Raw genomic sequence first — 22,286 nt, 5'->3', positions numbered from 1 at the left:
TATCCGCGCGGGCTTGTTAGAATCGCCGCCTTTCGTTGCGCAACAGATTTTGCGCGTGCTGTATTTTCAGCATAATGAAGTGATTTCGTCTGCTATAACACCCCGTTTTGCCCGCCTTTTGAGCTGTAAAAGCGTTAGCAGACGCAAACGTTTAACAATATACTTATCAGTAAGTTGCGATAAGACCAGGAGTACCATTTTCATGGCAACAATTAAAGATGTCGCAAAACGCGCAGGTGTCTCAACCACCACGGTTTCGCATGTCATCAACAAAACGCGTTTCGTTGCGGAAGAAACGCGTAACGCCGTATGGGAAGCGATCAAACAATTACACTACTCGCCAAGTGCCGTGGCGCGTAGTCTCAAAGTGAATCACACCAAAACCTTAGGTCTGCTGGCAACGTCCAGTGAAGCGCCCTATTTTGCTGAAATTATCGAAGCGGTGGAGAATCGTTGTTTCGAACGCGGCTATACGTTGATTCTCGGCAATGCGCACAACGATCTGCAAAAACAGCGCGCCTATCTGTCGATGATGGCGCAAAAGCGCGTCGATGGTTTGCTGGTGATGTGTTCTGAGTATCCGGACGATTTACTGCAAATGCTGGAAGAGAACCGCAATATCCCGATGGTCGTCATGGATTGGGGTGCTTCGCGCGGTGATTTTACCGATACGGTGCAGGACAACGCGTTTCAAGGCGGCTATCTCGCCGGGCGTTATCTGATTGAACGTGGCCATCGCGATATTGGTGCCATCCCTGGCCAGATGGAGCGCAACACCGGCGGCGGACGTCACGCAGGATTTCTGCAGGCGATGAACGAAGCAGGCATTACAGTGCGTCCAGAATGGGTGGTTCAGGGCGACTTTGAACCTGAATCCGGTTATCAGGCCATGCAGCAGATTCTTAACCAGAAACAGCGCCCAACCGCCGTGTTCTGCGGCGGCGATATTATGGCGATGGGCGCAATTTGTGCCGCCGATGAGATGGGTTTGCGTGTACCGCAAGATATCTCGGTGATTGGTTACGATAACGTGCGCAACGCGCGCTATTTCACGCCCGCGCTGACCACCGTACACCAGCCTAAAGCCGAACTGGGTGAAAAAGCGCTGGAAATGCTGTTGGATCGCATCACCAGCAAACGTGAAGATCCACAAACCATCGAGGTTCAGCCTACGCTGATTGAACGTCGTTCAGTGGCGTACGGCCCATTCCGCGATTATCGCCGCTAAGCTGACACTTCGCTGAGCCATTCGTGGTTCAGCGTTTCAGCATCCCCCAGATAAGCCAGTAACCACTCAAGCGCCGGCGACGTGCGTTGTTCTGCCCAGCTGACGCAGCACGGACTATCAGGAAAGGCTTGCGGCAGCGACAGTTCGACCAATTTATGACTGTCCAGCAGTGGACGCGCCAAATGGCCCGGCACCATTCCAACACACAATCCTGCCAGCAAACACGCCATCCCGGTTTCCCATTCTGGCACCACCAGCCGCCGCTGATTATCTAGCGTCCAGGTCATACGGCGCGGCAATGCACGCGACGTATCTTCCAGCACCAGAGATGGCCACGCTCGCAACGTTTCATCATCCAGTTCCGTGCTGTTAACCAGCGGATGATCCGGGCTGACCACACAACGCCAATTCAGCGCGCCCATATCCTGAAACGCAAAACGTCCACCGACGGGAATTGCCTGCGTGGCGCCAATCGCGACATCTACCCGGCCATCGGCTAATGCATCCCACACTCCGTTAAACACTTCGTAGCTGATAATCAACTCCATATCGGGAAAATGACGATAGAAGTCCTTCACTAATTGCCGCGTGCGCTGCGGTTTTACAATGCAGTCAACCGCGATACTCAATTCACCGCGCCAACCATTCGCCAGTTGTTGACACTGCCTACGCGTTGCCAGCATTTTTTTGATAACAGATCGCCCTTCACGAACGAAGTGCTCGCCGGCTGGTGTCATGACCACTTCGCGATGCTGGCGCTCAAACAACGGTACCGCCAACCAGGTTTCCAGCTGACGCACGGTATAGCTGACGGCAGAAGGCACGCGATGCAGCTCCTGCGCGGCCGCGCTAAAACTGCCGGTGCGCGCCACGGCATCCACCACTTCAAGCGCATATTCTGACCACATATTTTTGCCTTCAAAAAATTTAACAGCACCATGCAAATATTAGCGTTTCACAAAGCGCGTTGCATCCTTTTACACTCCCCGGCGTTCAACCTGCCCAAAAGAGAATCAACATGTTGTCGTCTAAAGCATTTATGCCTTATCTCGCCGTGCTCAGCATGCTCGGCTTTCTTGCCACGGATATGTATTTACCCGCCTTTGGCGATATGCAGCGTGATTTTGCTAGCGCACCCGGCACTATCAGCGCCAGCTTAAGTCTGTTTCTCGGCGGTTTTGCCTGTGCACAGGTATTTTGGGGGCCGCTGTCGGATCGTTATGGACGTAAACCGATTTTACTGGCGGGTTTAGCCATCTTCGCCCTCGGCTGCCTGGGTATGCTTTGGGTAACCGACGTACGCCTGATGTTGGCGCTGCGCTTTGTGCAGGCCATTGGCGTGTGTGCTGCAGCCGTGAGCTGGCAGGCGTTGGTGGTAGATCACTATCCAAAAGCCAAAGCGAATAAAGTGTTTGCAACGATTATGCCGCTGGTTGCGCTGTCTCCTGCGCTGGCACCACTGCTTGGCGCCTGGCTTATCAGCCACTTCCACTGGCGCAGCATCTTTATCACGCTGACATTGGTCGCGGTGGTACTGCTGATCGGTACGCTGCAGTTAACGTCGCCTAAGCGCGAAAAAGTGGCCGGTGGTATCCAACCTGGCTGGTTAACCTTAATGGGCACGCGCGTCTATAGCGGTAACGTTTTGATCTATTCTGCTTGCTCGGCGAGTTTCTTCGCCTGGCTGACGGGATCACCTTTCATTCTCGCCGCTGCTGGCCTGACACCGGGCGATATTGGCCTGAGTTATATTCCGCAGACTATTGCGTTTTTAATTGGCGGTTTTGGCTGTCGCACGCTGTTAAATCGTTATCAAGGTGCACAACTGTTGCCATGGTTGCTGGTGCTGTATAGCCTGAGCATCCTGAGCCTGTTTGTTATCGCCTTAATGCCTTCAGCGCCGCTGTTCGTATTACTCATGCCATTCTGCGGCATGGCGCTGGCCAATGGCGCGATCTATCCGATTGTGGTTGCCAGCGCATTAGCGCCCTTCCCGCACGCCACCGGCAAAGCGGCCGGATTACAGAACTTGTTCCAGTTAGGATCGTGCTTTGTCGCCAGCCTGTTGGTCTCTGCTGGCCTTGAGCAAGCGCTGTTTAACACGACTTTAGTGATGGTGGCCACCGTGGTACTGGCGTGGGCGGGGTTTGTCTGCCAGCGAGCAGTAAACGCACAAAGTGATATTGCCCACACTTCCCGTCCCTGCGAAGATAATCATTAAGGCAACGGTTTTCGTTAGCAAACTAACGATCACCCGTTGAATATTGACCCACGTGAGCATATACTCAGTGGGTCAGTAATTCTGTATTAAATCAATAATATAAATGTAATACCTTTAGCGACCCTGTCGCGGGATGGCGTCTGCACGATACTCCAGTGTTACGTCCAACTTTTCTATTCAAATTCATACCTCTGTAAAACGTCGGATTTTTGGCGCACGGGTTTTCCGTGAGTTCTCTCACAGGTCTTGGGAAATTGGCTATTCTTTTTCTCAGGTTCAGATCGGAAGGTGATGGAGAAGCTATGAGTTCATCTGTTATAGAAGAAGTGAGCCTTGAAGAAAACCACTGGTATCGGATCGTCAATGAACTGCTAGAGCGCGCAGATATTGCAGTTAATGGCACTCGTCCCTGGGATATTCAGGTAAAGCATCCAGATTTTTTTAAACGCGTTCTTGAGGAAGGTTCTCTCGGCTTGGGTGAAAGTTACATGGACGGTTGGTGGGAGTGTGAACAACTCGATATGTTCTTCCATCGCGTATTAAAACATCATCTGGACCAACAATTACCGCGGCATTTTAAAGATACGTTGCGCATTGCAGCTGCGCGTCTCACTAATTTGCAATCAAAAAAACGTGCCTGGATTGTCGGTAAAGAACATTACGATCTCGGTAATGATCTTTTCTCATTAATGCTTGACCCTTATATGCAATATTCCTGCGGCTACTGGAAAGATGCAGAAACATTGGAAAATGCGCAGCAGGCAAAACTGGATCTGATTTGCCGCAAGTTACAACTGGAACCGGGCATGACGCTGTTGGATATCGGTTGTGGCTGGGGCGGGCTGGCAGAATATGCGGCGCGCCACTATGGCGTAAAGGTGCATGGCGTGACGATTTCAGCCGAACAGCAAAAAATGGCTCAACAACGCTGTGAAGGTTTAGATGTCACTATTTTGCTGCAGGATTATCGCGATCTTAATAATCAATATGATCGCATCGTCTCCGTCGGTATGTTTGAGCATGTCGGGCCGAAAAACTATGCCACTTATTTTGATGTTGCTGACCGCAATCTCAAGCCAGACGGCATATTTTTGCTGCACACCATTGGTGCCCTCACGACAGATATGAATGTCGATCCGTGGATTGATAAATATATCTTCCCGAACGGTTGTTTGCCGTCGGTTCGACAAATCGCGGACGCCAGTGAGCCACATTTCGTTATGGAAGACTGGCATAATTTTGGCACGGATTACGATACAACGTTAATGGCGTGGTACGACCGTTTTCAGGCTGCCTGGCCGCAACTGGCCGAGAAATATGGCGAACGTTTTAAACGGATGTTCGATTATTATCTCAATGCCTGCGCCGGTGCGTTTCGTGCCCGTGATATTCAGCTGTGGCAGGTGGTGTTTAGTCGTGGCAAGGATGGCGGATTACGCGTTGCGCGTTAATGCGCATCTGGAAATGAATCAAGGCGCCGCATGGCGCCTTTTTAAACCGCATTATTCTGCGCTATCAAGCTGCGCCAGTGCGGCGGCTTCACGCTGCGCTAAAACGCGTTCAACCGTTTCCACAATCGCTTGAGTATGAGGATCAATCTCAATATTGACCTTATGACCAAACTTCTTCGCGCCTAGCGTGGTGCGCTCCAGCGTTTCTGGAATCAGATGCACACAGAATTTGCTTTTCGTCACGTCGCCCACGGTTAAACTGATTCCATCGATGCCGACGAAACCTTTATGCAGAATATATTTTATCTGCGTGGCGTCCTGTAATTTAAACCAGATTTCGCGGTTGTTTTCTGACTGGATGATTTTGCAGATTTCCGCCGTGGTCATAATATGGCCAGACATTAAGTGACCGCCAATTTCATCGCTAAACTTCGCTGCACGCTCAATATTCACAACATCACCCACCTTTAATTCACCCAGGTTGGTAATGCGCAATGTTTCTTTAATCAGATCGAAGCTAACCAGATCGCCGTTAATCTCGGTCACGGTCAGACAGCAACCGTTATGTGCCACCGATGCGCCCAGCGCCAGTCCCGGTAACAGATCGTCCGGTAAGCGCACAATATGGGTACGAAACAGATCTTTCTCTTCAATGCCGACAATTTCTGCCGTGCCTTGCACAATTCCAGTAAACATAATCTCAGCCTCTGCAAAGTTTGCGTCAGTTTATCACAGCTTGTCGGCGGCAGCTTAATTTGGCGGGGTTCAAACTTTACACAACTTGCTAAACAAAATGCGATCAATGTTTGGCGGAAGCTAACACTGCCGCTACACTATGCCGCGCATTCTTTGGGGATTTCGCCCCACTCTCTTCTTTAATTAAGCAGGTGTTACGTGCAGAAGTATTTTACAGAAGCGCGTCAATTGCTGGCCCTCGCGATTCCGGTCATCCTTGCTCAGGTAGCCCAGACTGCGATGGGATTTGTAGATACTGTTATGGCCGGTGCGGTAAGCGCCACGGATATGGCCGCCGTTGCTGTCGGCACCTCTATCTGGCTTCCCGCCATTCTGTTTGGCCATGGTCTTCTACTGGCTTTGACGCCTACCGTTGCGCAACTCAACGGTTCAGGACGACGCGAACGTATCGCGGAACAAGTGCGCCAGGGTTACTGGATGGCAATGGCTGTCGCGCTGTTGATTATGGTCGTGCTGTGGAACGCCGGTTATCTGATTAACACCATGCATGACATTGATCCCGAATTGGCCGCCAAAGCTGAAGGATACCTCCATGCATTATTGTGGGGTGCGCCGGGTTATCTGCTGTTCCAGGTGATGCGCAACCAATGTGAAGGTTTGTCGAAAACCAAACCGGCGATGCTGCTCGGCTTTCTCGGCCTGATGGTGAACATTCCGCTTAACTATGTCTTTATTTACGGCCATTTTGGTATGCCGGCCCTGGGCGGCGTAGGCTGCGGCGTGGCGACAGCATCGGTCTATTGGGTGATGTTTTTGGTGATGCGCTTCTGGGTGAAACGCATGGCAAGTATGCGCGACATTCGTATGAAAACGCGCTGGTCCGCACCATCACGCGCCATTTTGTCACGTCTGTTCACGCTGGGTTTGCCGGTGGCATTAGCGCTGTTCTTTGAGGTCACGCTATTTGCTGTGGTCGCGCTGCTGGTATCACCGCTCGGCATCGTGAAAGTGGCTGGCCACCAAATCGCGCTTAACTTCAGTTCATTGATGTTCGTATTGCCCCTTTCACTTGGCGTGGCGACCACCATTCGTGTTGGCTATCGGCTCGGACAAGGTTCGGCCGAACAAGCGCGCGTCGCCGCCTGGACCGGACAAGGCGTGGGCATCAGCATGGCAGGTCTCACCGCGCTGTTTACCGTGATTTTCCGTCATGATATCGCCGCACTTTATACCACCAATCCGGAAGTGATTACCCTTGCCGCGCAGTTGATGCTGCTGGCGGCGATCTATCAATTCTCAGATTCGATTCAGGTGATTGGCAGCGGTATTTTGCGCGGGTATAAAGATACGCGCTCGATCTTCTTTATTACCTTTATTGCTTATTGGGTGCTGGGATTACCGGTAGGTTATGTGCTGGCGATGACGGACTGGGTATTACCGAAATTAGGCCCAGCCGGTTTCTGGTGCGGCTTTATTATCGGCCTGACTTCAGCGGCAGTGATGATGATTTGGCGTATCCGTCGTTTGCAGCGCTTACCTGCACAGGTCATCCTCGCGCGTGCTGCACGCTAAGTGGCTGAAGGCACATAAATTGACGGGTAATGGCGAAAAAAACGACGCATAGCACAGTTGCTGGTCAGTCGTGGGGGAAAAACACTTTTTCCCCTTGCCAGCATCACGACCTGCCGTTAATATTCGTCCCCGCTGTCGCCCTGACAGCGTGTTGCGCTCTTAGCTCAGTTGGTTAGAGCACCACCTTGACATGGTGGGGGTCGATGGTTCGAGTCCATTAGAGCGCACCAAGTGCGTCCGTAGCTCAGTTGGTTAGAGCACCACCTTGACATGGTGGGGGTCGGTGGTTCGAGTCCACTCGGACGCACCAATTATTGAATTTCCTGAATGCGCTCTTAGCTCAGTTGGTTAGAGCACCACCTTGACATGGTGGGGGTCGATGGTTCGAGTCCATTAGAGCGCACCACTCTGGTTTTATCTCCTTGCGCAACACCCTTTTCTTGATCTGCATCGTCTTTCTTACGCCGCTTTTATATTGGTTTTCGCATACTTAGCGACTATACTATGCCGCGTTGTTCCACCTGAAAGGTTTCAGCGCTAACGTGCCTATGCAAACAACTCCAATGATTTGCGCAACACTGATGACTCAGTTCCCTCGCGTACTGCATAACTTCTCTGCACGCTTTGCTTTCGTCTCCTATTCTTATTTCTGTGAAATCCGTTCCAACACCATAACTATTCTCACTTCGGTGCCATGCGCATCGAATTCCGACCTTTATCATCCATCACAACTTATAGAAAACCTGACATGAAAAAGACCAAAATCGTTTGTACTATCGGTCCAAAAACCGAATCTGAAGAGATGCTGACCCAACTGCTGGAAGCAGGCATGAACGTGATGCGCCTGAACTTCTCACATGGGGATTACGCTGAACATGGTCAACGCATCACCAACATGCGTGCCGTAATGGAAAAAACCGGTCGTCAGGCCGCTATTTTGCTGGACACCAAAGGTCCGGAAATTCGCACCATGAAACTGGAAGGCGGCAACGATGTGTCGTTGAAAGCTGGCCAGACCTTCACCTTCACCACCGATCAGTCGGTGATTGGTAACAGCGAACGTGTTGCCGTGACCTACGCCGGTTTCACCGAAGATTTGAAAATTGGCAACACCGTGCTAGTCGACGATGGGTTGATCGGTATGCAGGTCACTGAAGTCACTGAAAACTCGGTGGTGTGTAATGTTCTGAACAATGGCGATCTGGGTGAAAACAAAGGCGTGAACCTGCCGGGCGTTTCCATTCAGCTGCCTGCACTGGCGGAGAAAGATAAGCGCGACCTGATCTTCGGTTGCGAGCAAAACGTTGATTTCGTCGCCGCTTCGTTTATCCGTAAGCGTTCTGACGTGCTGGAAATCCGTGAGCACCTGAAAGCGCATGGCGGCGAGCACATTCAGATCATCTCGAAAATCGAGAATCAGGAAGGCCTGAACAACTTCGACGAGATCCTCGAAGCGTCAGACGGCATCATGGTTGCCCGTGGTGACCTCGGCGTAGAAATCCCGGTTGAAGAAGTGATCTTCGCGCAGAAGATGATGATCAAGAAGTGTAATAAAGCACGCAAAGTGGTGATCACCGCTACACAGATGCTGGATTCAATGATCAAGAACCCACGTCCTACTCGCGCGGAAGCTGGCGACGTCGCTAACGCCATCCTTGATGGGACTGATGCCGTGATGCTGTCGGGTGAGAGTGCGAAAGGCCGCTATCCGCTGGAGTCGGTCACCATCATGGCGACCATCTGTGAGCGTACCGATCGCGTGATGAAATCCCGCATCGATTCGCTGCAAGACTCACGTAAGCTGCGCATCACCGAAGCGGTTTGCCGCGGTGCGGTTGAGACGGCAGAGAAGCTGGAAGCACCACTTATTGTTGTAGCCACCGAAGGCGGTAAATCAGCCAAAGCCATCCGTAAGTATTTCCCGGATGCCACCATTTTGGCGCTCACCACCAATGAAACCACCGCGCGCCAGCTGATACTGAGCAAAGGTATCGAAACGCATCTGGTAACTGAAATTGCCTCAACTGATGATTTCTACCGCATTGGTAAAGAAATGGCGCTGGAAAGCGGATATGCGCAGAAAGGCGATGTTGTGGTGATGGTTTCAGGTGCATTAGTACCAAGCGGAACGACAAATACCGCTTCCGTACATGTAATCTGATTAGCAACTGAATTTTTATTAAAAAGCGCCTTTTGCAGGCGCTTTTTTTATTGCTGTCGTAATACAAAAGCCAGAAATTTCCAATCGAAATTAACTATTCAAAATCTCGTATGATTAAGGTTAGTCCGATTAAATCTCTCTGTTTTAGCTAATTATTTTCATCATCTTCTGTTAAATGCTGTTTCTTTGAGCGAACGATCAAATTTAAGCATGTTCTCATCAAAAATTTATTCTCAACTCAAAAAGCTTTGTGTAATACTTGTAACGCTACATGGAGATTAACTCAATCTAGAGGGTATAAAGAATGAATCGTACTAAACTGGTACTGGGCGCGGTAGTCCTGGCTTCAACTATGCTGGCTGGTTGCTCAAGCAACGCTAAAATCGACCAACTGTCTTCAGACGTTCAGACTCTGAACGCTAAAGTTGATCAGCTGAGCAACGACGTGAACGCAATCCGTTCTGACGTTCAGGCTGCTAAAGATGACGCAGCTCGTGCTAACCAGCGTCTGGACAACCAGGCTCACTCTTACCGTAAGTAAGAGTTCTGGTTTGAAAAATGGTGCCCATGTGGCACCATTTTTTTTGTCCTGATTCTGCGTTTCTCTGGTCCGGAATCAGGGTTGCGCTTCCGCCACACCTTTCGCTTCAGCACCCTTCTCCGTCGGCACCGCGCTCTCATCTGTTACCGGCTCACCACTGCTTACCAGCACTGGCATGCCTGAACGTCGTGCTATCACTTCCTTAATCAACGCCGTATCGCTCTTGTCGCTCTTTGAGAAGGCTTTCAGCTGCGCAGACTGCGCAATTGGCATGGTTTGCGGATCGTCCTTATCATTGCGTGATAAAGGCTGATGCACTTCAACGTAGCGCTTACCGTCGGGCTCAATCGCATACTTGATTGGCTGATTGATGACCTGCACGCGCGTGCCTTTCGGCACGCTGTTGAACAACGCTTCAATATCATCAGGACGCAGGCGAATGCAGCCAGAACTCACGCGCATGCCAATACCAAAGTCGGCATTGGTGCCGTGAATCAAATATTGACCAGTACCGCGCGCCAGACGCATGGCAAACAGCCCCATTGGATTATCTGGCCCTGCAGGCACCACGCCTGGCAAGGTGATGCCCTCTTTGGCATAGCGCTTACGGATATTGGTGGTCGGCGTCCAGGTAGGATTAGGGATTTTCTGGCTGATACTGGTGACCATGGTTGGCGTCATGGCGCCCAACTGGCCAATACCAATCGGATAGACCACAACGCGATCTTCACCTTTCGGATAATAGTAAAGCCGCAGTTCTGCGAGGTTGATGACAATGCCTTCGCGTGGCACATCGGGCAGCAGCATCTGCAGCGGCACGGTTAATTGTGTGCCGGCCTTTGGCAGCCAGGGATCAACGCCTGGATTCGCTTCCAGCATGCCCAGCATGCCTATCTTATAACGCGCTGCAATGCTTTCTAACGGTCGTTTGTCATCCGGCACAGTGGTAAGCGTATTCTCGCCAATTAAACGGCTGTTATCGGCTGGTAGGGGATAAACGGTTGCAAATGCAGGTGCAGAGAGTCCGCAACAGGACAACAGCAATGCACCGGCTAATCCTAAGGCTGGTTTCATGCAATTTTCTCTTTGTCGGATAGAACAGACCCCGGTCAAGCCGGGGTCTGGGGAGTGTAACTTAGCTGAGGGTCTGAGCGTTATGCCGGATCGCGCGGATCATCGCTTCAAGCCCCTGCGAACGCGAGGGAGTGAGATGTGAGGTCAGCGCCAATTCGCCGAACCAATGACGCACATCGAGATCGAGAATCTCTGGCGCCTTAAGCCCTTGATACAGGCTAAATACCACTGCAATCAATCCCTTAACGATGGCGGCATCACTGTCACCTTCTAAGGCGATGGTGCCATCAGCCTGCGGGGTCATGCGGATCCACACCTGGCTTTGACAACCTGAAATCACGTGTTCTGGCTGCTGCAAGCTTTCGGAGGATTCTGGTAATTTCCCACCGAGTTCAATGATGTAGAGGTACTTCTCTTCCCAGTTAGCGCAACGGTTAAAGTTACGTACCAGTCTCTCTTTATCTGGCAAATTCGCCATGGATCACTCCTGAAATCTGCTCAACCGCCCAGCAGACGATGAATACGGGTCAAACCTGCGGCCAGGCGATCGGCTTCTTCTTCGGTGTTATACAGCGCGAAGGAGGCTCGACACATTGCCGGCACCGCATAATGACGCATCAGCGGCATCGCGCAGTGATGGCCAGTGCGGATGGCAATACCGTATTGATCAAGGAAACTGCCGACATCAAACGCGTGATGCTTGCCAAGGTTAAAGGCCACCACACCGCTGCGACTGTCTGGACCGTAAATCACCAGATCCGGCACCGAAGCCAGTTTATCCAGCGCATAACGCATCAGCATCGATTCGCGCTGATGAATCACATCCAGGCCCAGCTCAGTAATCCACGTTAACGCCGCCCCCAAACCAATGATGCCACCGGTATTCGGCGTACCCGCTTCAAAACGCCAAGGCGCAGTATTCCAGGTGGTGCCAGTGGGCAGCACTACCTCAGAAATCATTGAACCACCACCTTCCCACGGCGGCATGATCTCCTGCAGCGCTTTACGCGCGTACAGCACACCAATGCCGGTCGGGCCATAGATTTTATGGCCGGAGAACGCGTAGAAATCGCAATCGATATCCTGCACATCCACCGCGTGATGCATCACCGCCTGCGCACCATCCACCAGCGTAATCACACCAGCGGCTTTCGCTTGTGCAACGATCGCTTTCACCGGGTTAACGGTGCCGAGCACGTTAGAAACGTGTGTCACTGCCAGCAAACGCGTACGACTGTCGATCAAGCCGCTCAACTGCTCCAGCGCCAGTTCACCCTGCGTATTCAGCGGCAGTACGCGAATTTCTGCGCCAGTACGCTGCGCCACCATCTGCCATGGCACGATATTAGCGTGATGCTCCATCTCAGTGATGATGATGTTATCGCCCGGCTGCAGCTGACTGCCGCCCCAACTGTTCGCCACCAGATTGATGGCTTCCGTGGTGCCTTTGACGAAGATGATCTCTTCGGGCGATGCAGCATTGAGAAAACGCGCTGCCTGATGACGCACGTTCTCCATGTCGGTGGTCGCCTGGGCGCTCAACGAATGGATACCGCGGTGCACGGCCGCATAGCCGTGCTGGTAGAAATAACTTTCCGCATTGATGACCGCGAGCGGGCGCTGTGCGCTGGCCGCGCTATCAAGGTAGGCCAGCGGATGTCCGTTGACCTCACGTTTCAGAATCGGAAATTCCGCTCTGATGCGTTCGAGATCGAAACTCATGACTCAACTCCCGGAATACGCGCGGCAATGCGCTGCAGCACCACCTGACGCAGTACCGGATTCTCCAGCGTTTCGGTGAGTTCAGCGGCAAATGCATGGATGATCATACGCTGTGCGGCAGTCTCATCGATGCCGCGCGAGCGCAGATAGAACATCTGCTCTTCATCAATTCGACCAATGGTCGCACCGTGACTGCACTTCACGTCATCAGCATAGATTTCCAGCTGCGGCTTGGTGTCCACTTCAGCCAGGCGGCCCAGCAACAAGTTGTTGTTGGTCATCTGTCCATCGGTTTTCAGCGCATGCGGTGCCACTTTAATCATGCCGTTGAACACCGCACGGCCTTTATCGCGCGCGATGACTTTGTGCATCTGACGGCTAATGCAGTGGCCTTTATTGTGCTCCAGATAGCTGCGGGTATCGCACACTTCCTGATTCACCGGCAACGACAAGCTGTTGATCGCCAGATTGGTATTTTCGCCGTTCAGCTGTGCACTGGTGTTGTGGCGCGATAAGCCTGCACCCAGCAGGAAGCTGGTGGTGCTTACATTCGCGTCACGTCCCATCACCACATCATTGTGCGCGAAGTGGTAAGCCTTCTCACTCTCAAATGACAGTTTGATGTGCTGCAGTTTGGCATTATCCGCGACGTCAAAAGTGAAACGCGCGCCGGTGAAGTGCGCCACATCATTCAGCGTCACATAGTGCTCAATCACTTCCGCTTCTGCGCTGGCTTCCAGCTGCAGATGGTGGCGATGGTGCACGGTATTGATGCCCGCATCCTGGCCGCTGGTGATGTGCAGCAAATAAAGCGGTTTCGCCGCCGATTTGCCACGCGCCAGACGAATGGTGGTGGCTTCTTCCGCCAGGCTTTCAGTCAGATGCAGGAACACTTCCGGCTGAATCGGTGCCGGCAGCGGACGACGCTCAGAGGCTTGCGCATGCTGAATCTCAAACAGGCCAGTATCGCGGCTGCTTAATTCGGCCTGAAAACGTCCGTCAACAAATACCAGACGCACCGCATCAATTGGCAACGCCAGCGCATCAACTTGCTCAGCGCTGATTTCTTGCGGCTGAGGCAGGACAAACTGCTGCGCCAGCAGGCCATCAAGCGGCGTATATTTCCAGTTCTCGTGCTTACGCGTCGGCAAGCCGACACGCATCAGTTGCTGCCAGTGCTGCTGCGCCTGTAAAGAGCGCACGTCGCCGCGCGATTCAAACAGGTGATGCCACTGCTGCAGGGCGTTATCACTCTTGGTCGGTAAGCCAGCCATAGCCTTGCTCCTCCAACTGTTTCACCAGTGAGAAATCGCCAGATTTAACGATCTTGCCCTGATACAGCACGTGCACGTGATCCGGTTTGATGTAATCCAGAATACGCTGGTAGTGCGTGACGATGATGAAAGAGCGCTTACCGTCGCGCAGGCTGTTGACGCCTTCTGCCACGATTTTCAACGCATCAATATCCAGACCGGAGTCGGTTTCATCAAGGATGCACAGCTCAGGTTCCAGCGCCGCCATCTGCAGGATGTCGTTACGCTTCTTCTCACCGCCGGAGAAGCCGACGTTCACTGAACGGGTCAGCAAATCTTCCGGCATTTTCAGCAGCTGGATTTTATCTTCGATAAAATCCTGGAAATCGAAACGATCCAGTGGCTCCTGCTCACGGTATTTACGTACCGCGTTGACTGAAGTCTGCAGGAAGAACTGGTTGCTGACGCCCGGGATTTCTACCGGATATTGGAACGCCATGAAGATGCCTTCGCCGGCACGCTCTTCTGGCTCAAGTTCCAGCAGATCTTTGCCTTTAAAGGTAACCGAACCGCCAGTGACTTCGTAATCTTCACGACCAGCCAGCGTTGCAGACAGGGTACTTTTACCTGAACCGTTTGGTCCCATAATCGCGTGGACTTCGCCCGGTTTTACTTCAAGGTTCAGACCGCGCAAAATCTCTTTGTCTTCAACGCTAACCTGCAAATCTTTAATGCTTAACATACTCTTTCCTTCACATTGCTTCCGGCAACGGGCATCAGCCCACACTGTGCTCAAGGCTGATCGCTAACAATTTTTGCGCTTCCACGGCAAATTCCAGTGGTAGCTCGGAGAAAACGTCTTTGCAGAAGCCGTTAACGATCATGGAGATCGCATCTTCTTCGCTGATGCCACGCTGCAGGCAGTAGAACATCTGATCTTCACCGATGCGCGAGGTGGTGGCTTCGTGCTCCAGATGGGCGGTGTTGTTGCGCGTTTCCACATACGGGAAGGTATGCGCGCCACACTCAGCACCAATCAGCATCGAATCACACTGCGTAAAGTTACGCGCGTTGGTGGCGGTTGGCATGATTTTCACCAAGCCGCGATAGGTGTTCTGGCTCTTACCGGCAGAAATACCTTTCGAGATGATGGTTGACTTGGTGTTTTTACCAATGTGAATCATCTTGGTACCGGTATCTGCCTGCTGGCGGCCTGCGGTCAGTGCGACGGAATAGAATTCACCAATCGAATAGTCACCGCGCAGAATGCAGCTTGGGTATTTCCAGGTGATCGCCGAACCGGTCTCAGACTGTGTCCAGGACATCTTGCTGTGATCGCCTTCGCACAGCGCACGTTTGGTCACGAAGTTGAGGATACCGCCCTCACCTTCACCGCCCGGGAACCAGTTCTGTACGGTTGAATATTTCACTTCCGCATTTTTGTGAATGATCACTTCTACCACTGCGGCGTGCAGCTGATAGGTGTCACGCACCGGTGCAGAGCAACCTTCGATGTAGCTGACGTAGCTGTCTTCATCGGCGATCAAAATGGTGCGCTCGAACTGACCGGTTTTTGCCGCATTAATACGGAAATAGGTCGACAGCTCCATCGGGCAACGTACCCCTTTCGGGATGTAAACGAAGGTGCCGTCAGAGGCCACAGCGGAGTTCAGCGCGGCAAAGAAGTTATCGTTTGGCGGCACCACAGTACCGAGATACTTCTGTACCAGCTCTGGATGATCGTGAATCGCTTCGCCGAATGAGCAGAAAATAATGCCCTGCTTCGCCAGCTTATCGCGATAGGTGGTTGAAACGGAGACGGAGTCGAAAATCGCATCCACCGCCACTTCACGACCTTCACGCACCGGAACGCCTAACTGATTAAACGCCTCTTCCACTTCCTGCGTCAGGTATTCGCTCGACGCAACGCTGCCAGAAGTTTGAGTGGCGCCGGGTTCAGAAGCACAGCTGTCATCGCAGTTGCCGCAGGACGGCGCGGAGTAGTAGCTGTAATCCTGATAATCCAGTTTTTCGTAATGCGCTTTCAGCCAGTGCGGCTCTTCCATTTGTTCCCAGGCGCGGAACGCCTTAAGACGGAATTCAAGCATCCATTCAGGTTCGTTACGTTTGGCCGAAATGGCACGCACCACATCTTCATTGATGCCGTGGGCAAATTCGTCGGTTTGTAACTGGGTAAAGAAGCCCTCTTTATAATTGAGCTTACCTTCCCACATTTGTACATCGTCAGATGCTTCGCTGTGTCGTGACATATTTCACTTACTCGACGCCAAAGCTTTCACCGCACCCGCAGGCGTGTTGAGCTTTAGGGTTGTTGAATTTAAAAATCTGGTTAAGACCTTCGCGGACATAATCCAGCTCGGTACCGTCAACAAACGGCATCGCCTGAAGTGGCACAAAGAGTTTTGCGCCGAATTGCTCAAACTGCAGGTCGTCATCGGCCGGATCTTTTACCAGATCCATAACGTACCCAAAACCGGCACAGCCGGACGTTTTCACACCCAGTTTCAATCCCTTGACTTCAGGGTCTTGATCTACCAGGTTAAGAATCTGTTTTGCTGCCGATTCGGTCAGCGTGAGCCCTTTCCAGACGAAATCTTCGGGTGAAAAAGAGTCGGCATTTACTGATGACATTGTGCTACCTCGTATGTCTGGGCCTTTTCAGGCTATCCCCCTATGGTAGTGATATCAGATATCACTTCAACCTCTTGTTTTGCAGGGATAATCATCTCGTGCTGTTTTTTACAGCTGCTTTATTAAGCATAGTCGCTTAAAAGCAGATTGAGGAAGGCATTCCCGTGCGCACCTCCCTCTCGTAACCTATTAAACTGCCGAAAAATTTCTTAAATCAATTTTACGTTTCAATCACTATTGATAGGTTACGCCTTTCCACCATGTAAAGAAATTGTTATTGCCGATTTTAGTAACAGGTAGAGGAAATCAATAAAATTTCACAGCGGGAATTGCATTCCTGACGCGGTTGAATATGATAATGATTATCATTAACCAATTTAGGTGGCGATATGACGCTTACCGTCTCAGCCTGGTTACAACATAAAATCGACGAATATAAGTTTTCGGTACGCGACATCACCGTTGACTTCTACATGGCTCAGGCAAAGCTCAATCGCACCGATTGCACCCTCGAACAACTGCGTCGCTTTAACGACACCTGTCTCGATATGGCAGAAATCTGCGAACTGAATGGCGACGATCACAGCTTTTTACATGCCATGGGTAAGCTCCATCACCGCTTAGTGCAGGAGATGGGCAACGCCGACCGTGATCGTTTGTTTCGTATTCAAGCCTACCAACTGGCGCGCCTGTCGTTAACACGCTTGTGTCATCAACTGGCACTCAGCGGCGAATGGGATCAAGCCACCCGCCTGCAGAGCGACTTCGTCCGCCATGCAGGCTGGATATTCTAATCCAGCTTTGTGACGTCTCCTACAATTTGTTTACATCATTTCCAGCAAGGCTTGCAGTGGATGACGCATGCCATTGCCTTCTGCGCGTTTCACCTGGCTGCGACAGGAAAAACCGGTCGCCAGGCAGCGTTGACGCGGCAGCTTTTGCAGCTGCGGATGCCAGGAAAGCTCATAAATCCCCAGCGAATTCTCCAGGTTTACGCTTTCATGGCCATAAGTCCCCGCCATGCCGCAACAGCCCACATTGACGTTTTCCAGCTTCGCGCCAAAGCGTGCAAAGATGTTTTGCCACTGAGTCGGCGTGGACGGTAGCGCGGTCACTTCGGTGCAGTGCGCAAACAAATACCAGGCTTCGCCGCTGGCGGTTTGCTCCGCGCGTTCCGCCAATGCGCTTTGCAGCCACTCATGCACCAACTGCACGTTGAACTCTCCACGCTGCTCGCCCAACACCTGAAGGTACTCATCGCGATAACAGAGCACGGTCGCCGGATCGACGCCGACCATCGGCATACCCAATTTCGCCACGCGGTTGAGTAAATCGGCGGTTTTGCTGGCGGTACGCGCAAAGCGCTGCAGGAAGCCTTTCACATGTTGCGCCTTGCCATTTGGTGAGAAAGGCAACAGTACCGGGCGATAACCGAGCTTTTCAATCAGCTTGATGAAATCGGTCACCAGCTGCGCTTCGTAATAGCTGGTAAAAGGATCCTGCACCACCAGCACGCAGTTTTCACGCTGCGTAGAATCGAGCGCTTCTAACTGTTCCAGCGTCAGGTTCATCGCCGGGTGACCGCTTAATTGCTGCTTAAGACTCGGCGACGACAGCAGCGGCAAATCCACCATACCGATGTGCGTTTTACTCAGTTCACGCACCCACGGCTGTTTGAGGAAGAAGTTAAACATCTTCGGCGCTTTGGCCATCAGCGGTGCATAACTCTCCACGGAAGCCACCAGATGATCGCTCATCGGACGCAGATAGCGGGTGTGATAAAGCTGTAAAAATCGTGAACGGAAATTCGGCACATCGATTTTGATTGGGCATTGTGTCGAGCAGGCTTTACACGCCAGACAGCCCGACATCGCCTCTTTCACTTCGTGCGAGAAATCATATTCGCCCTGATTCGCGTGCCAGGTATTACGCGTGCGCTGAATCAACGTACGCAAGCTGGCGCCCTGTTTTGGCAACGCCTGCTCCAGCTGCGTCGGATCCACGCCCTGCTCAGAGAGCAAGCGCAACCATTCACGCGTCAACGTCGCGCGCCCTTTCGGGGAATGGATGCGGTTGCGGGTAATTTTCATGGACGGGCACATCGGGCTGCGCGCATCGAAGTTAAAGCACAAACCGTTGCCGTTACACTCCATTGCGCCGCGCCATTCATTACGCACGGTGACGGGAATCTGCCGATCGTAAGTGCCGCGTTTTACCGCATCAACCTGCATCATCGGCTCGTCGCTGCCGAGCGGCGTACAGATTTTGCCGGGGTTCATACGGTTGGCGGGATCGAACGCTGCTTTGATGCGGCGCAGCTCATTGAACAGCGTTTCGCCAAAGAATTCAGGGCTGTATTGCGCGCGGAAACCTTTGCCGTGCTCGCCCCACAATAAACCACCGTAGCGCGCGGTCAGCGCCACTACTTCATCGGAGATCTGCTTCATCAGCAGTTCCTGCTGCGGATCGCACATATCCAGCGCCGGACGCACATGCAGCACGCCGGCGTCAACGTGGCCAAACATGCCGTAGCTCAGGCCGTGGCTGTCGAGCAACGCGCGGAAATCGACAATATAATCAGCCAGCTGCTCTGGCGGCACCGCGGTATCTTCAACAAAGGGGATTGGCTTGGCGCGCCCTTTGGCATTACCCAGCAGGCCAACCGCTTTTTTGCGCATGTTATAGATACGCTCAATGCCGCCCAAATCGTTACACAGTTGATAGCCGATAACGCCGCCTAACTGCTGCACCATCAGTTCATCTAAGCGCTGGCACAGCGTGCCGATCTGCTGCTCAATCAATTCACCATCATCACCGGCAAACTCCACGATATTGAGGCCAAGCATCTCCTTGTCTGGCACATCGGTTATCAATTCATTCACCGAATGCCAGACAATATCTTCGCGCGCCAGATTAAGCACTTTCGAATCGACGGTTTCCACGGACAGCGCTTTGGCTTCCACCATAAAAGGCGCGTTGCGCAGTGCCGAGTCGAAAGAATCGTATTTGATGTTCACCAGGCGGCGTACTTTCGGGATCGGCGTGATATCCAGCCGCGCTTCGGTGATAAACGCTAACGTACCTTCTGCACCGCACAGCAGACGCGTCAGATCAAACGTCTGCATATCGTCACTGAACACATGACGCAGGTCGTAACCGGTTAGAAAGCGATTGAGCTTGGGGAATTTTTCTAAAATCAGATCGCGCTGTTCACGACAGCGGCTTAACACCTGCTGATAAATGCGGCCTTCCGCCGTTGGCGTATTCGCCAGCTGTTCCGCCAGCGCAGTCGGCATAGCACGCGTATCGAGAATATCGCCGCCCAGCAGCACCGCCCGCAGACCTTCCACATGATCGGAGGTTTTCCCATATACCAGCGAACCTTGTCCCGATGCGTCGGTGTTGATCATGCCGCCTAACGTGGCGCGATTGCTGGTGGAGAGCTCCGGCGAGAAGAAGAAGCCATACGGCTTCAGCCATGCATTGAGTTGATCCTTTACCACGCCCGCCTCAACACGCACCCAACCTTGCTCGGTGTTGATTTCCAGGATGCGGTTCATGTAGCGCGACATATCCACCACGATGCCCTGGTTCAACGACTGACCGTTGGTGCCCGTACCGCCACCGCGCGGCGTAAACACCAGGCTGGTAAAGCGAGTTTCCCCCGCAAGGCGTGCAATTAACGCCACATCCGCCGTGGAGCGCGGGAACAACGCCGCATCAGGCAGCAGCTGATAAATGCTGTTGTCGGTGGAAAGCGAGAGACGATCGGCATAGCTGGTGGCGGTATCACCGGTGAAGCCTTGCTCTTTTAAGGACTGCAGGAATGTCAGCACCAGTTGAACGAGGCCCGGAGCCTGAGAAATCTGTGGGATCATTATTGAGTGACCGAGATGTTGTAAACGTTTGCGTCGTAATTTTTTTCAGCCCTTGGTTTTATCATACTTTTCTGCTGCCTGCTGTTTTTTCAGGAAAGCGCACCGCTGTCGCTGCTTTTCCTGTTTAATTTTCAGGAAATAGATCATCATTAATCAGGGCTGTTCAGCCCCACTCTGAAGGATTCAATCGAGGTTAACCGTTGTGATGAAAAACCTGCAACGCGGTATGGATTTACCGCAAATGCTGTTTTCACTGATGTTCATTCTGATCATGATCATCGCCTGTCTGTGGGTGGTGCAGCCCTTTATTTTGGGCTTCGCCTGGGCAAGTATGGTGGTCATTGCCACCTGGCCGATGATGATTCGTCTGCAACAGCTTTTATGGGGGCGACGCTCACTGGCGGTCATCGCCATGACCATTTTGCTGTTACTGCTGTTTATTATTCCTATCGCTCTGCTGGTGAGCAGCCTGATTGATAATAGCGCGCCCGTGATCGCCTGGGCGACACAGCGCCATTTGCTGATGCCCGATTTAGCCTGGCTACGTGAGATCCCCTATGTCGGCAGAAAACTCTACTCCAGCTACCACAAATTAGTCGATGGCGGCGGTGCCGCAATGCTGAACCAGGTGCAGCCTTATATTGGTCGGACTACGGGCTTTTTCGTGGCGCAGGCCGGACATTTTGGCCGCTTTATGATGCATCTCATCGTCATGCTGCTGTTTAGCGTGCTGCTCTACTGGCGGGGCGAACAGGTGGGTCACGGCATTCGTCATTTTGCTTATCGCATGAGCGGACGGCGTGGCGATGCCGCGGTATTGCTGGCCGGTCAGGCCATTCGTGCCGTGGCGCTGGGCGTGGTTGTCACCGCGCTGGTTCAAGGAGTGCTCGGCGGTATTGGTCTGGCGATTTCCGGTATTCCCTATGCCACGCTGTTAACCGTGCTGATGATTCTGACCTGTTTAGTGCAGCTCGGGCCGCTAGTGGTATTGGTGCCAGCCATTATCTGGCTTTACTGGAGCGGCGATACCACCTGGGGCACGGTGCTGCTGGTGTGGAGCTGCGTGGTGGGCACGCTGGACAGCGTATTGCGTCCGGTGTTGATTCGCATGGGCGCCGATTTGCCGATGATCCTCATTCTCTCCGGCGTTATTGGCGGGTTGATTGCCTTCGGGATGATCGGACTGTTTATCGGCCCGGTGGTATTGGCGGTCTCTTATCGACTGGTCACAGTGTGGATGCATGAAGCGCCCGAACCGGATGACGATATGCAAACCGCCATCGAAGCGCTCGCCGATCATGAAGAAGAACAACCCTAAGCGCAAACAGGCCGCAGAGGCGAATGCAGAGTGGGCGTAGGAATACGCCTCACTTTACCCACTGCACTTTCACCGTTTTAGACTGGCCTTACTTTAACCGCCCTAATGCGACCGTAACTTTCATCGTGACAATAAATTTTTTCCATTAGCAATTTTTAAGAAAAAACGCAGTTTTAAGCCATTTAGGCGGGATTCACTAATGGAATGATTATTTTTACAGCTGAAAGCGGGGTTAAAAGTGAGAAAAAACACCTCAAAAGGTTATCAGCTTTAAACTAATAAGAGGATTCTTAAAGACGTCGACCAGCCTGATCAATAACATGTTTCCTATGTTTGGAATCAAGCTACTGATTTTTAAACAACCTTATTCCCCTGAGTAAAGTAAAGAATTGCTGTGTGTAGTCTTTGCCCATCCCCTGTGATGGGCTTTTTTTTGCCTTTAAAACAGGCAAAAAAAAGGCCAGCAGAGCTGGCCTTAATGAATTCAGCGCGGACACATTAGAATCAAGCCTAATGCCT

The 22,286-nt window shown here is 52.2% G+C and carries 18 protein-coding genes, 3 tRNA genes and 1 other RNA gene; 12 read left to right on the top strand and 10 right to left on the bottom strand.

Annotation, left to right across the window (positions count from 1 at the left end; genetic code table 11):
- Positions 1–202 precede the first annotated feature (202 nt).
- Positions 203–1,228 (top strand): HTH-type transcriptional repressor PurR, encoded by a 1,026-nt coding sequence (gene purR / locus AC6I8K_RS08430; protein WP_064741049.1) that lies wholly within the window; start codon positions 203–205, stop codon positions 1,226–1,228.
- On the opposite strand, the gene punR is transcribed toward purR, so the two are convergent.
- Positions 1,225–2,136, bottom strand: a complete 912-nt coding sequence (gene punR / locus AC6I8K_RS08425; protein WP_064741048.1) for a DNA-binding transcriptional activator PunR — start codon at positions 2,134–2,136, stop codon at positions 1,225–1,227. The genes purR and punR overlap by 4 nt on opposite strands.
- Before the next feature lie 110 nt (positions 2,137–2,246).
- Between punR and punC the strand changes: the two genes are divergently transcribed.
- Entirely contained in the window at positions 2,247–3,449 is a 1,203-nt protein-coding gene (gene punC, locus AC6I8K_RS08420) for a purine nucleoside transporter PunC (protein WP_497826515.1), read from the top strand.
- 302 nt (positions 3,450–3,751) lie between these two features.
- On the top strand, positions 3,752–4,900 hold the full coding sequence (gene cfa, locus AC6I8K_RS08415) for a cyclopropane fatty acyl phospholipid synthase (RefSeq protein WP_497827231.1): 1,149 nt from the start codon (positions 3,752–3,754) through the stop codon (positions 4,898–4,900).
- 51 nt (positions 4,901–4,951) lie between these two features.
- Here the strand turns inward: cfa and AC6I8K_RS08410 are convergent, their stop codons facing one another.
- Positions 4,952–5,596 carry a riboflavin synthase subunit alpha gene (locus AC6I8K_RS08410; RefSeq protein WP_483817268.1) on the bottom strand — a complete coding sequence of 215 codons (645 nt, stop codon included), beginning with the start codon at positions 5,594–5,596 and terminating at the stop codon, positions 4,952–4,954.
- A gap of 198 nt (positions 5,597–5,794) precedes the next feature.
- Between AC6I8K_RS08410 and AC6I8K_RS08405 the strand changes: the two genes are divergently transcribed.
- The 6 genes from AC6I8K_RS08405 (at position 5,795) to AC6I8K_RS08380 (ending at position 9,870) form a co-directional block, all read left to right on the top strand.
- The gene (locus tag AC6I8K_RS08405; protein ID WP_064741044.1) at positions 5,795–7,168 is read left to right on the top strand and encodes an MATE family efflux transporter; all 1,374 of its coding nucleotides are present in this window, start codon (positions 5,795–5,797) and stop codon (positions 7,166–7,168) included.
- Positions 7,169–7,321: 153 nt separating this feature from the next.
- Positions 7,322–7,398: transfer RNA gene (locus AC6I8K_RS08400), tRNA-Val, on the top strand.
- Positions 7,399–7,401: 3 nt separating this feature from the next.
- A tRNA-Val gene (locus AC6I8K_RS08395) sits at positions 7,402–7,478 on the top strand.
- 19 nt (positions 7,479–7,497) lie between these two features.
- A tRNA-Val gene (locus tag AC6I8K_RS08390) sits at positions 7,498–7,574 on the top strand.
- Positions 7,575–7,916: 342 nt separating this feature from the next.
- A complete protein-coding gene (gene pykF, locus AC6I8K_RS08385; RefSeq protein ID WP_061716691.1) occupies positions 7,917–9,329 on the top strand; it encodes a pyruvate kinase PykF in 1,413 nt (470 codons plus the stop codon).
- A gap of 304 nt (positions 9,330–9,633) precedes the next feature.
- Entirely contained in the window at positions 9,634–9,870 is a 237-nt protein-coding gene (locus AC6I8K_RS08380; RefSeq protein ID WP_064741043.1) for a major outer membrane lipoprotein, read from the top strand.
- Between the two features lie 75 nt (positions 9,871–9,945).
- Here AC6I8K_RS08380 and AC6I8K_RS08375 read toward each other — a convergent pair whose 3' ends face one another.
- From AC6I8K_RS08375 to sufA, 7 genes are all read right to left on the bottom strand, one after another.
- Complete coding sequence (locus AC6I8K_RS08375) at positions 9,946–10,944, bottom strand: L,D-transpeptidase family protein (RefSeq protein WP_497826514.1); 999 nt, start codon at positions 10,942–10,944, stop codon at positions 9,946–9,948.
- A gap of 61 nt (positions 10,945–11,005) precedes the next feature.
- Entirely contained in the window at positions 11,006–11,422 is a 417-nt protein-coding gene (gene sufE / locus AC6I8K_RS08370; RefSeq protein WP_007892732.1) for a cysteine desulfuration protein SufE, read from the bottom strand.
- Positions 11,423–11,442: 20 nt separating this feature from the next.
- Entirely contained in the window at positions 11,443–12,666 is a 1,224-nt protein-coding gene (sufS, locus tag AC6I8K_RS08365; protein ID WP_497826513.1) for a cysteine desulfurase SufS, read from the bottom strand.
- Positions 12,663–13,940, bottom strand: a complete 1,278-nt coding sequence (gene sufD / locus AC6I8K_RS08360; protein WP_497826512.1) for a Fe-S cluster assembly protein SufD — start codon at positions 13,938–13,940, stop codon at positions 12,663–12,665. The genes sufS and sufD overlap by 4 nt, the downstream gene beginning before the upstream one ends.
- On the bottom strand, positions 13,915–14,661 hold the full coding sequence (sufC, locus tag AC6I8K_RS08355; RefSeq protein WP_008102973.1) for a Fe-S cluster assembly ATPase SufC: 747 nt from the start codon (positions 14,659–14,661) through the stop codon (positions 13,915–13,917). Before sufC ends, sufD begins: the two co-directional genes overlap by 26 nt.
- A 34-nt stretch (positions 14,662–14,695) precedes the next feature.
- Positions 14,696–16,189: a Fe-S cluster assembly protein SufB gene (gene sufB / locus AC6I8K_RS08350; RefSeq protein ID WP_064741039.1), complete on the bottom strand. Its 1,494-nt coding sequence runs from the start codon at positions 16,187–16,189 to the stop codon at positions 14,696–14,698.
- Between the two features lie 7 nt (positions 16,190–16,196).
- Positions 16,197–16,571 (bottom strand): Fe-S cluster assembly scaffold SufA, encoded by a 375-nt coding sequence (sufA, locus tag AC6I8K_RS08345; protein ID WP_064741038.1) that lies wholly within the window; start codon positions 16,569–16,571, stop codon positions 16,197–16,199.
- A 389-nt stretch (positions 16,572–16,960) separates the two neighbouring features.
- On the opposite strand from sufA, the gene AC6I8K_RS08340 reads away from it, so the two are divergent.
- On the top strand, positions 16,961–17,365 hold the full coding sequence (locus tag AC6I8K_RS08340) for a hypothetical protein (protein WP_007892715.1): 405 nt from the start codon (positions 16,961–16,963) through the stop codon (positions 17,363–17,365).
- Between the two features lie 30 nt (positions 17,366–17,395).
- Here AC6I8K_RS08340 and ydiJ read toward each other — a convergent pair whose 3' ends face one another.
- Complete coding sequence (gene ydiJ / locus AC6I8K_RS08335; protein ID WP_064741037.1) at positions 17,396–20,449, bottom strand: D-2-hydroxyglutarate dehydrogenase YdiJ; 3,054 nt, start codon at positions 20,447–20,449, stop codon at positions 17,396–17,398.
- 205 nt (positions 20,450–20,654) lie between these two features.
- Here ydiJ and ydiK point away from each other — a divergent pair, with 205 nt between their 5' ends.
- Positions 20,655–21,767 carry an AI-2E family transporter YdiK gene (gene ydiK, locus AC6I8K_RS08330; RefSeq protein WP_483817263.1) on the top strand — a complete coding sequence of 371 codons (1,113 nt, stop codon included), beginning with the start codon at positions 20,655–20,657 and terminating at the stop codon, positions 21,765–21,767.
- A gap of 329 nt (positions 21,768–22,096) precedes the next feature.
- Positions 22,097–22,204: antisense sRNA RprA (gene rprA, locus AC6I8K_RS08325), an RNA gene on the top strand.
- Positions 22,205–22,286: the final 82 nt, after the last annotated feature.

It is taken from the genome of Pantoea sp. X-Soil-ISGK-421 (genome assembly GCF_059730785.1).
Note: the sequence above shows the minus strand (reverse complement) of the source record. Positions and strands in the feature narration are given on the sequence as shown.

Coding starts and splice junctions, on each gene's coding strand:
- purR (WP_064741049.1), top strand. CDS start 203: ATGGCAACAATTAAAGATGTCGCAAAACGCGCAGGTGTCTCAACCACC.
- punR (WP_064741048.1), bottom strand. CDS start 2,136: ATGTGGTCAGAATATGCGCTTGAAGTGGTGGATGCCGTGGCGCGCACC.
- punC (WP_497826515.1), top strand. CDS start 2,247: ATGTTGTCGTCTAAAGCATTTATGCCTTATCTCGCCGTGCTCAGCATG.
- cfa (WP_497827231.1), top strand. CDS start 3,752: ATGAGTTCATCTGTTATAGAAGAAGTGAGCCTTGAAGAAAACCACTGG.
- AC6I8K_RS08410 (WP_483817268.1), bottom strand. CDS start 5,596: ATGTTTACTGGAATTGTGCAAGGCACGGCAGAAATTGTCGGCATTGAA.
- pykF (WP_061716691.1), top strand. CDS start 7,917: ATGAAAAAGACCAAAATCGTTTGTACTATCGGTCCAAAAACCGAATCT.
- AC6I8K_RS08380 (WP_064741043.1), top strand. CDS start 9,634: ATGAATCGTACTAAACTGGTACTGGGCGCGGTAGTCCTGGCTTCAACT.
- AC6I8K_RS08375 (WP_497826514.1), bottom strand. CDS start 10,944: ATGAAACCAGCCTTAGGATTAGCCGGTGCATTGCTGTTGTCCTGTTGC.
- sufE (WP_007892732.1), bottom strand. CDS start 11,422: ATGGCGAATTTGCCAGATAAAGAGAGACTGGTACGTAACTTTAACCGT.
- sufS (WP_497826513.1), bottom strand. CDS start 12,666: ATGAGTTTCGATCTCGAACGCATCAGAGCGGAATTTCCGATTCTGAAA.
- sufD (WP_497826512.1), bottom strand. CDS start 13,940: ATGGCTGGCTTACCGACCAAGAGTGATAACGCCCTGCAGCAGTGGCAT.
- sufC (WP_008102973.1), bottom strand. CDS start 14,661: ATGTTAAGCATTAAAGATTTGCAGGTTAGCGTTGAAGACAAAGAGATT.
- sufB (WP_064741039.1), bottom strand. CDS start 16,189: ATGTCACGACACAGCGAAGCATCTGACGATGTACAAATGTGGGAAGGT.
- sufA (WP_064741038.1), bottom strand. CDS start 16,571: ATGTCATCAGTAAATGCCGACTCTTTTTCACCCGAAGATTTCGTCTGG.
- AC6I8K_RS08340 (WP_007892715.1), top strand. CDS start 16,961: ATGACGCTTACCGTCTCAGCCTGGTTACAACATAAAATCGACGAATAT.
- ydiJ (WP_064741037.1), bottom strand. CDS start 20,449: ATGATCCCACAGATTTCTCAGGCTCCGGGCCTCGTTCAACTGGTGCTG.
- ydiK (WP_483817263.1), top strand. CDS start 20,655: ATGAAAAACCTGCAACGCGGTATGGATTTACCGCAAATGCTGTTTTCA.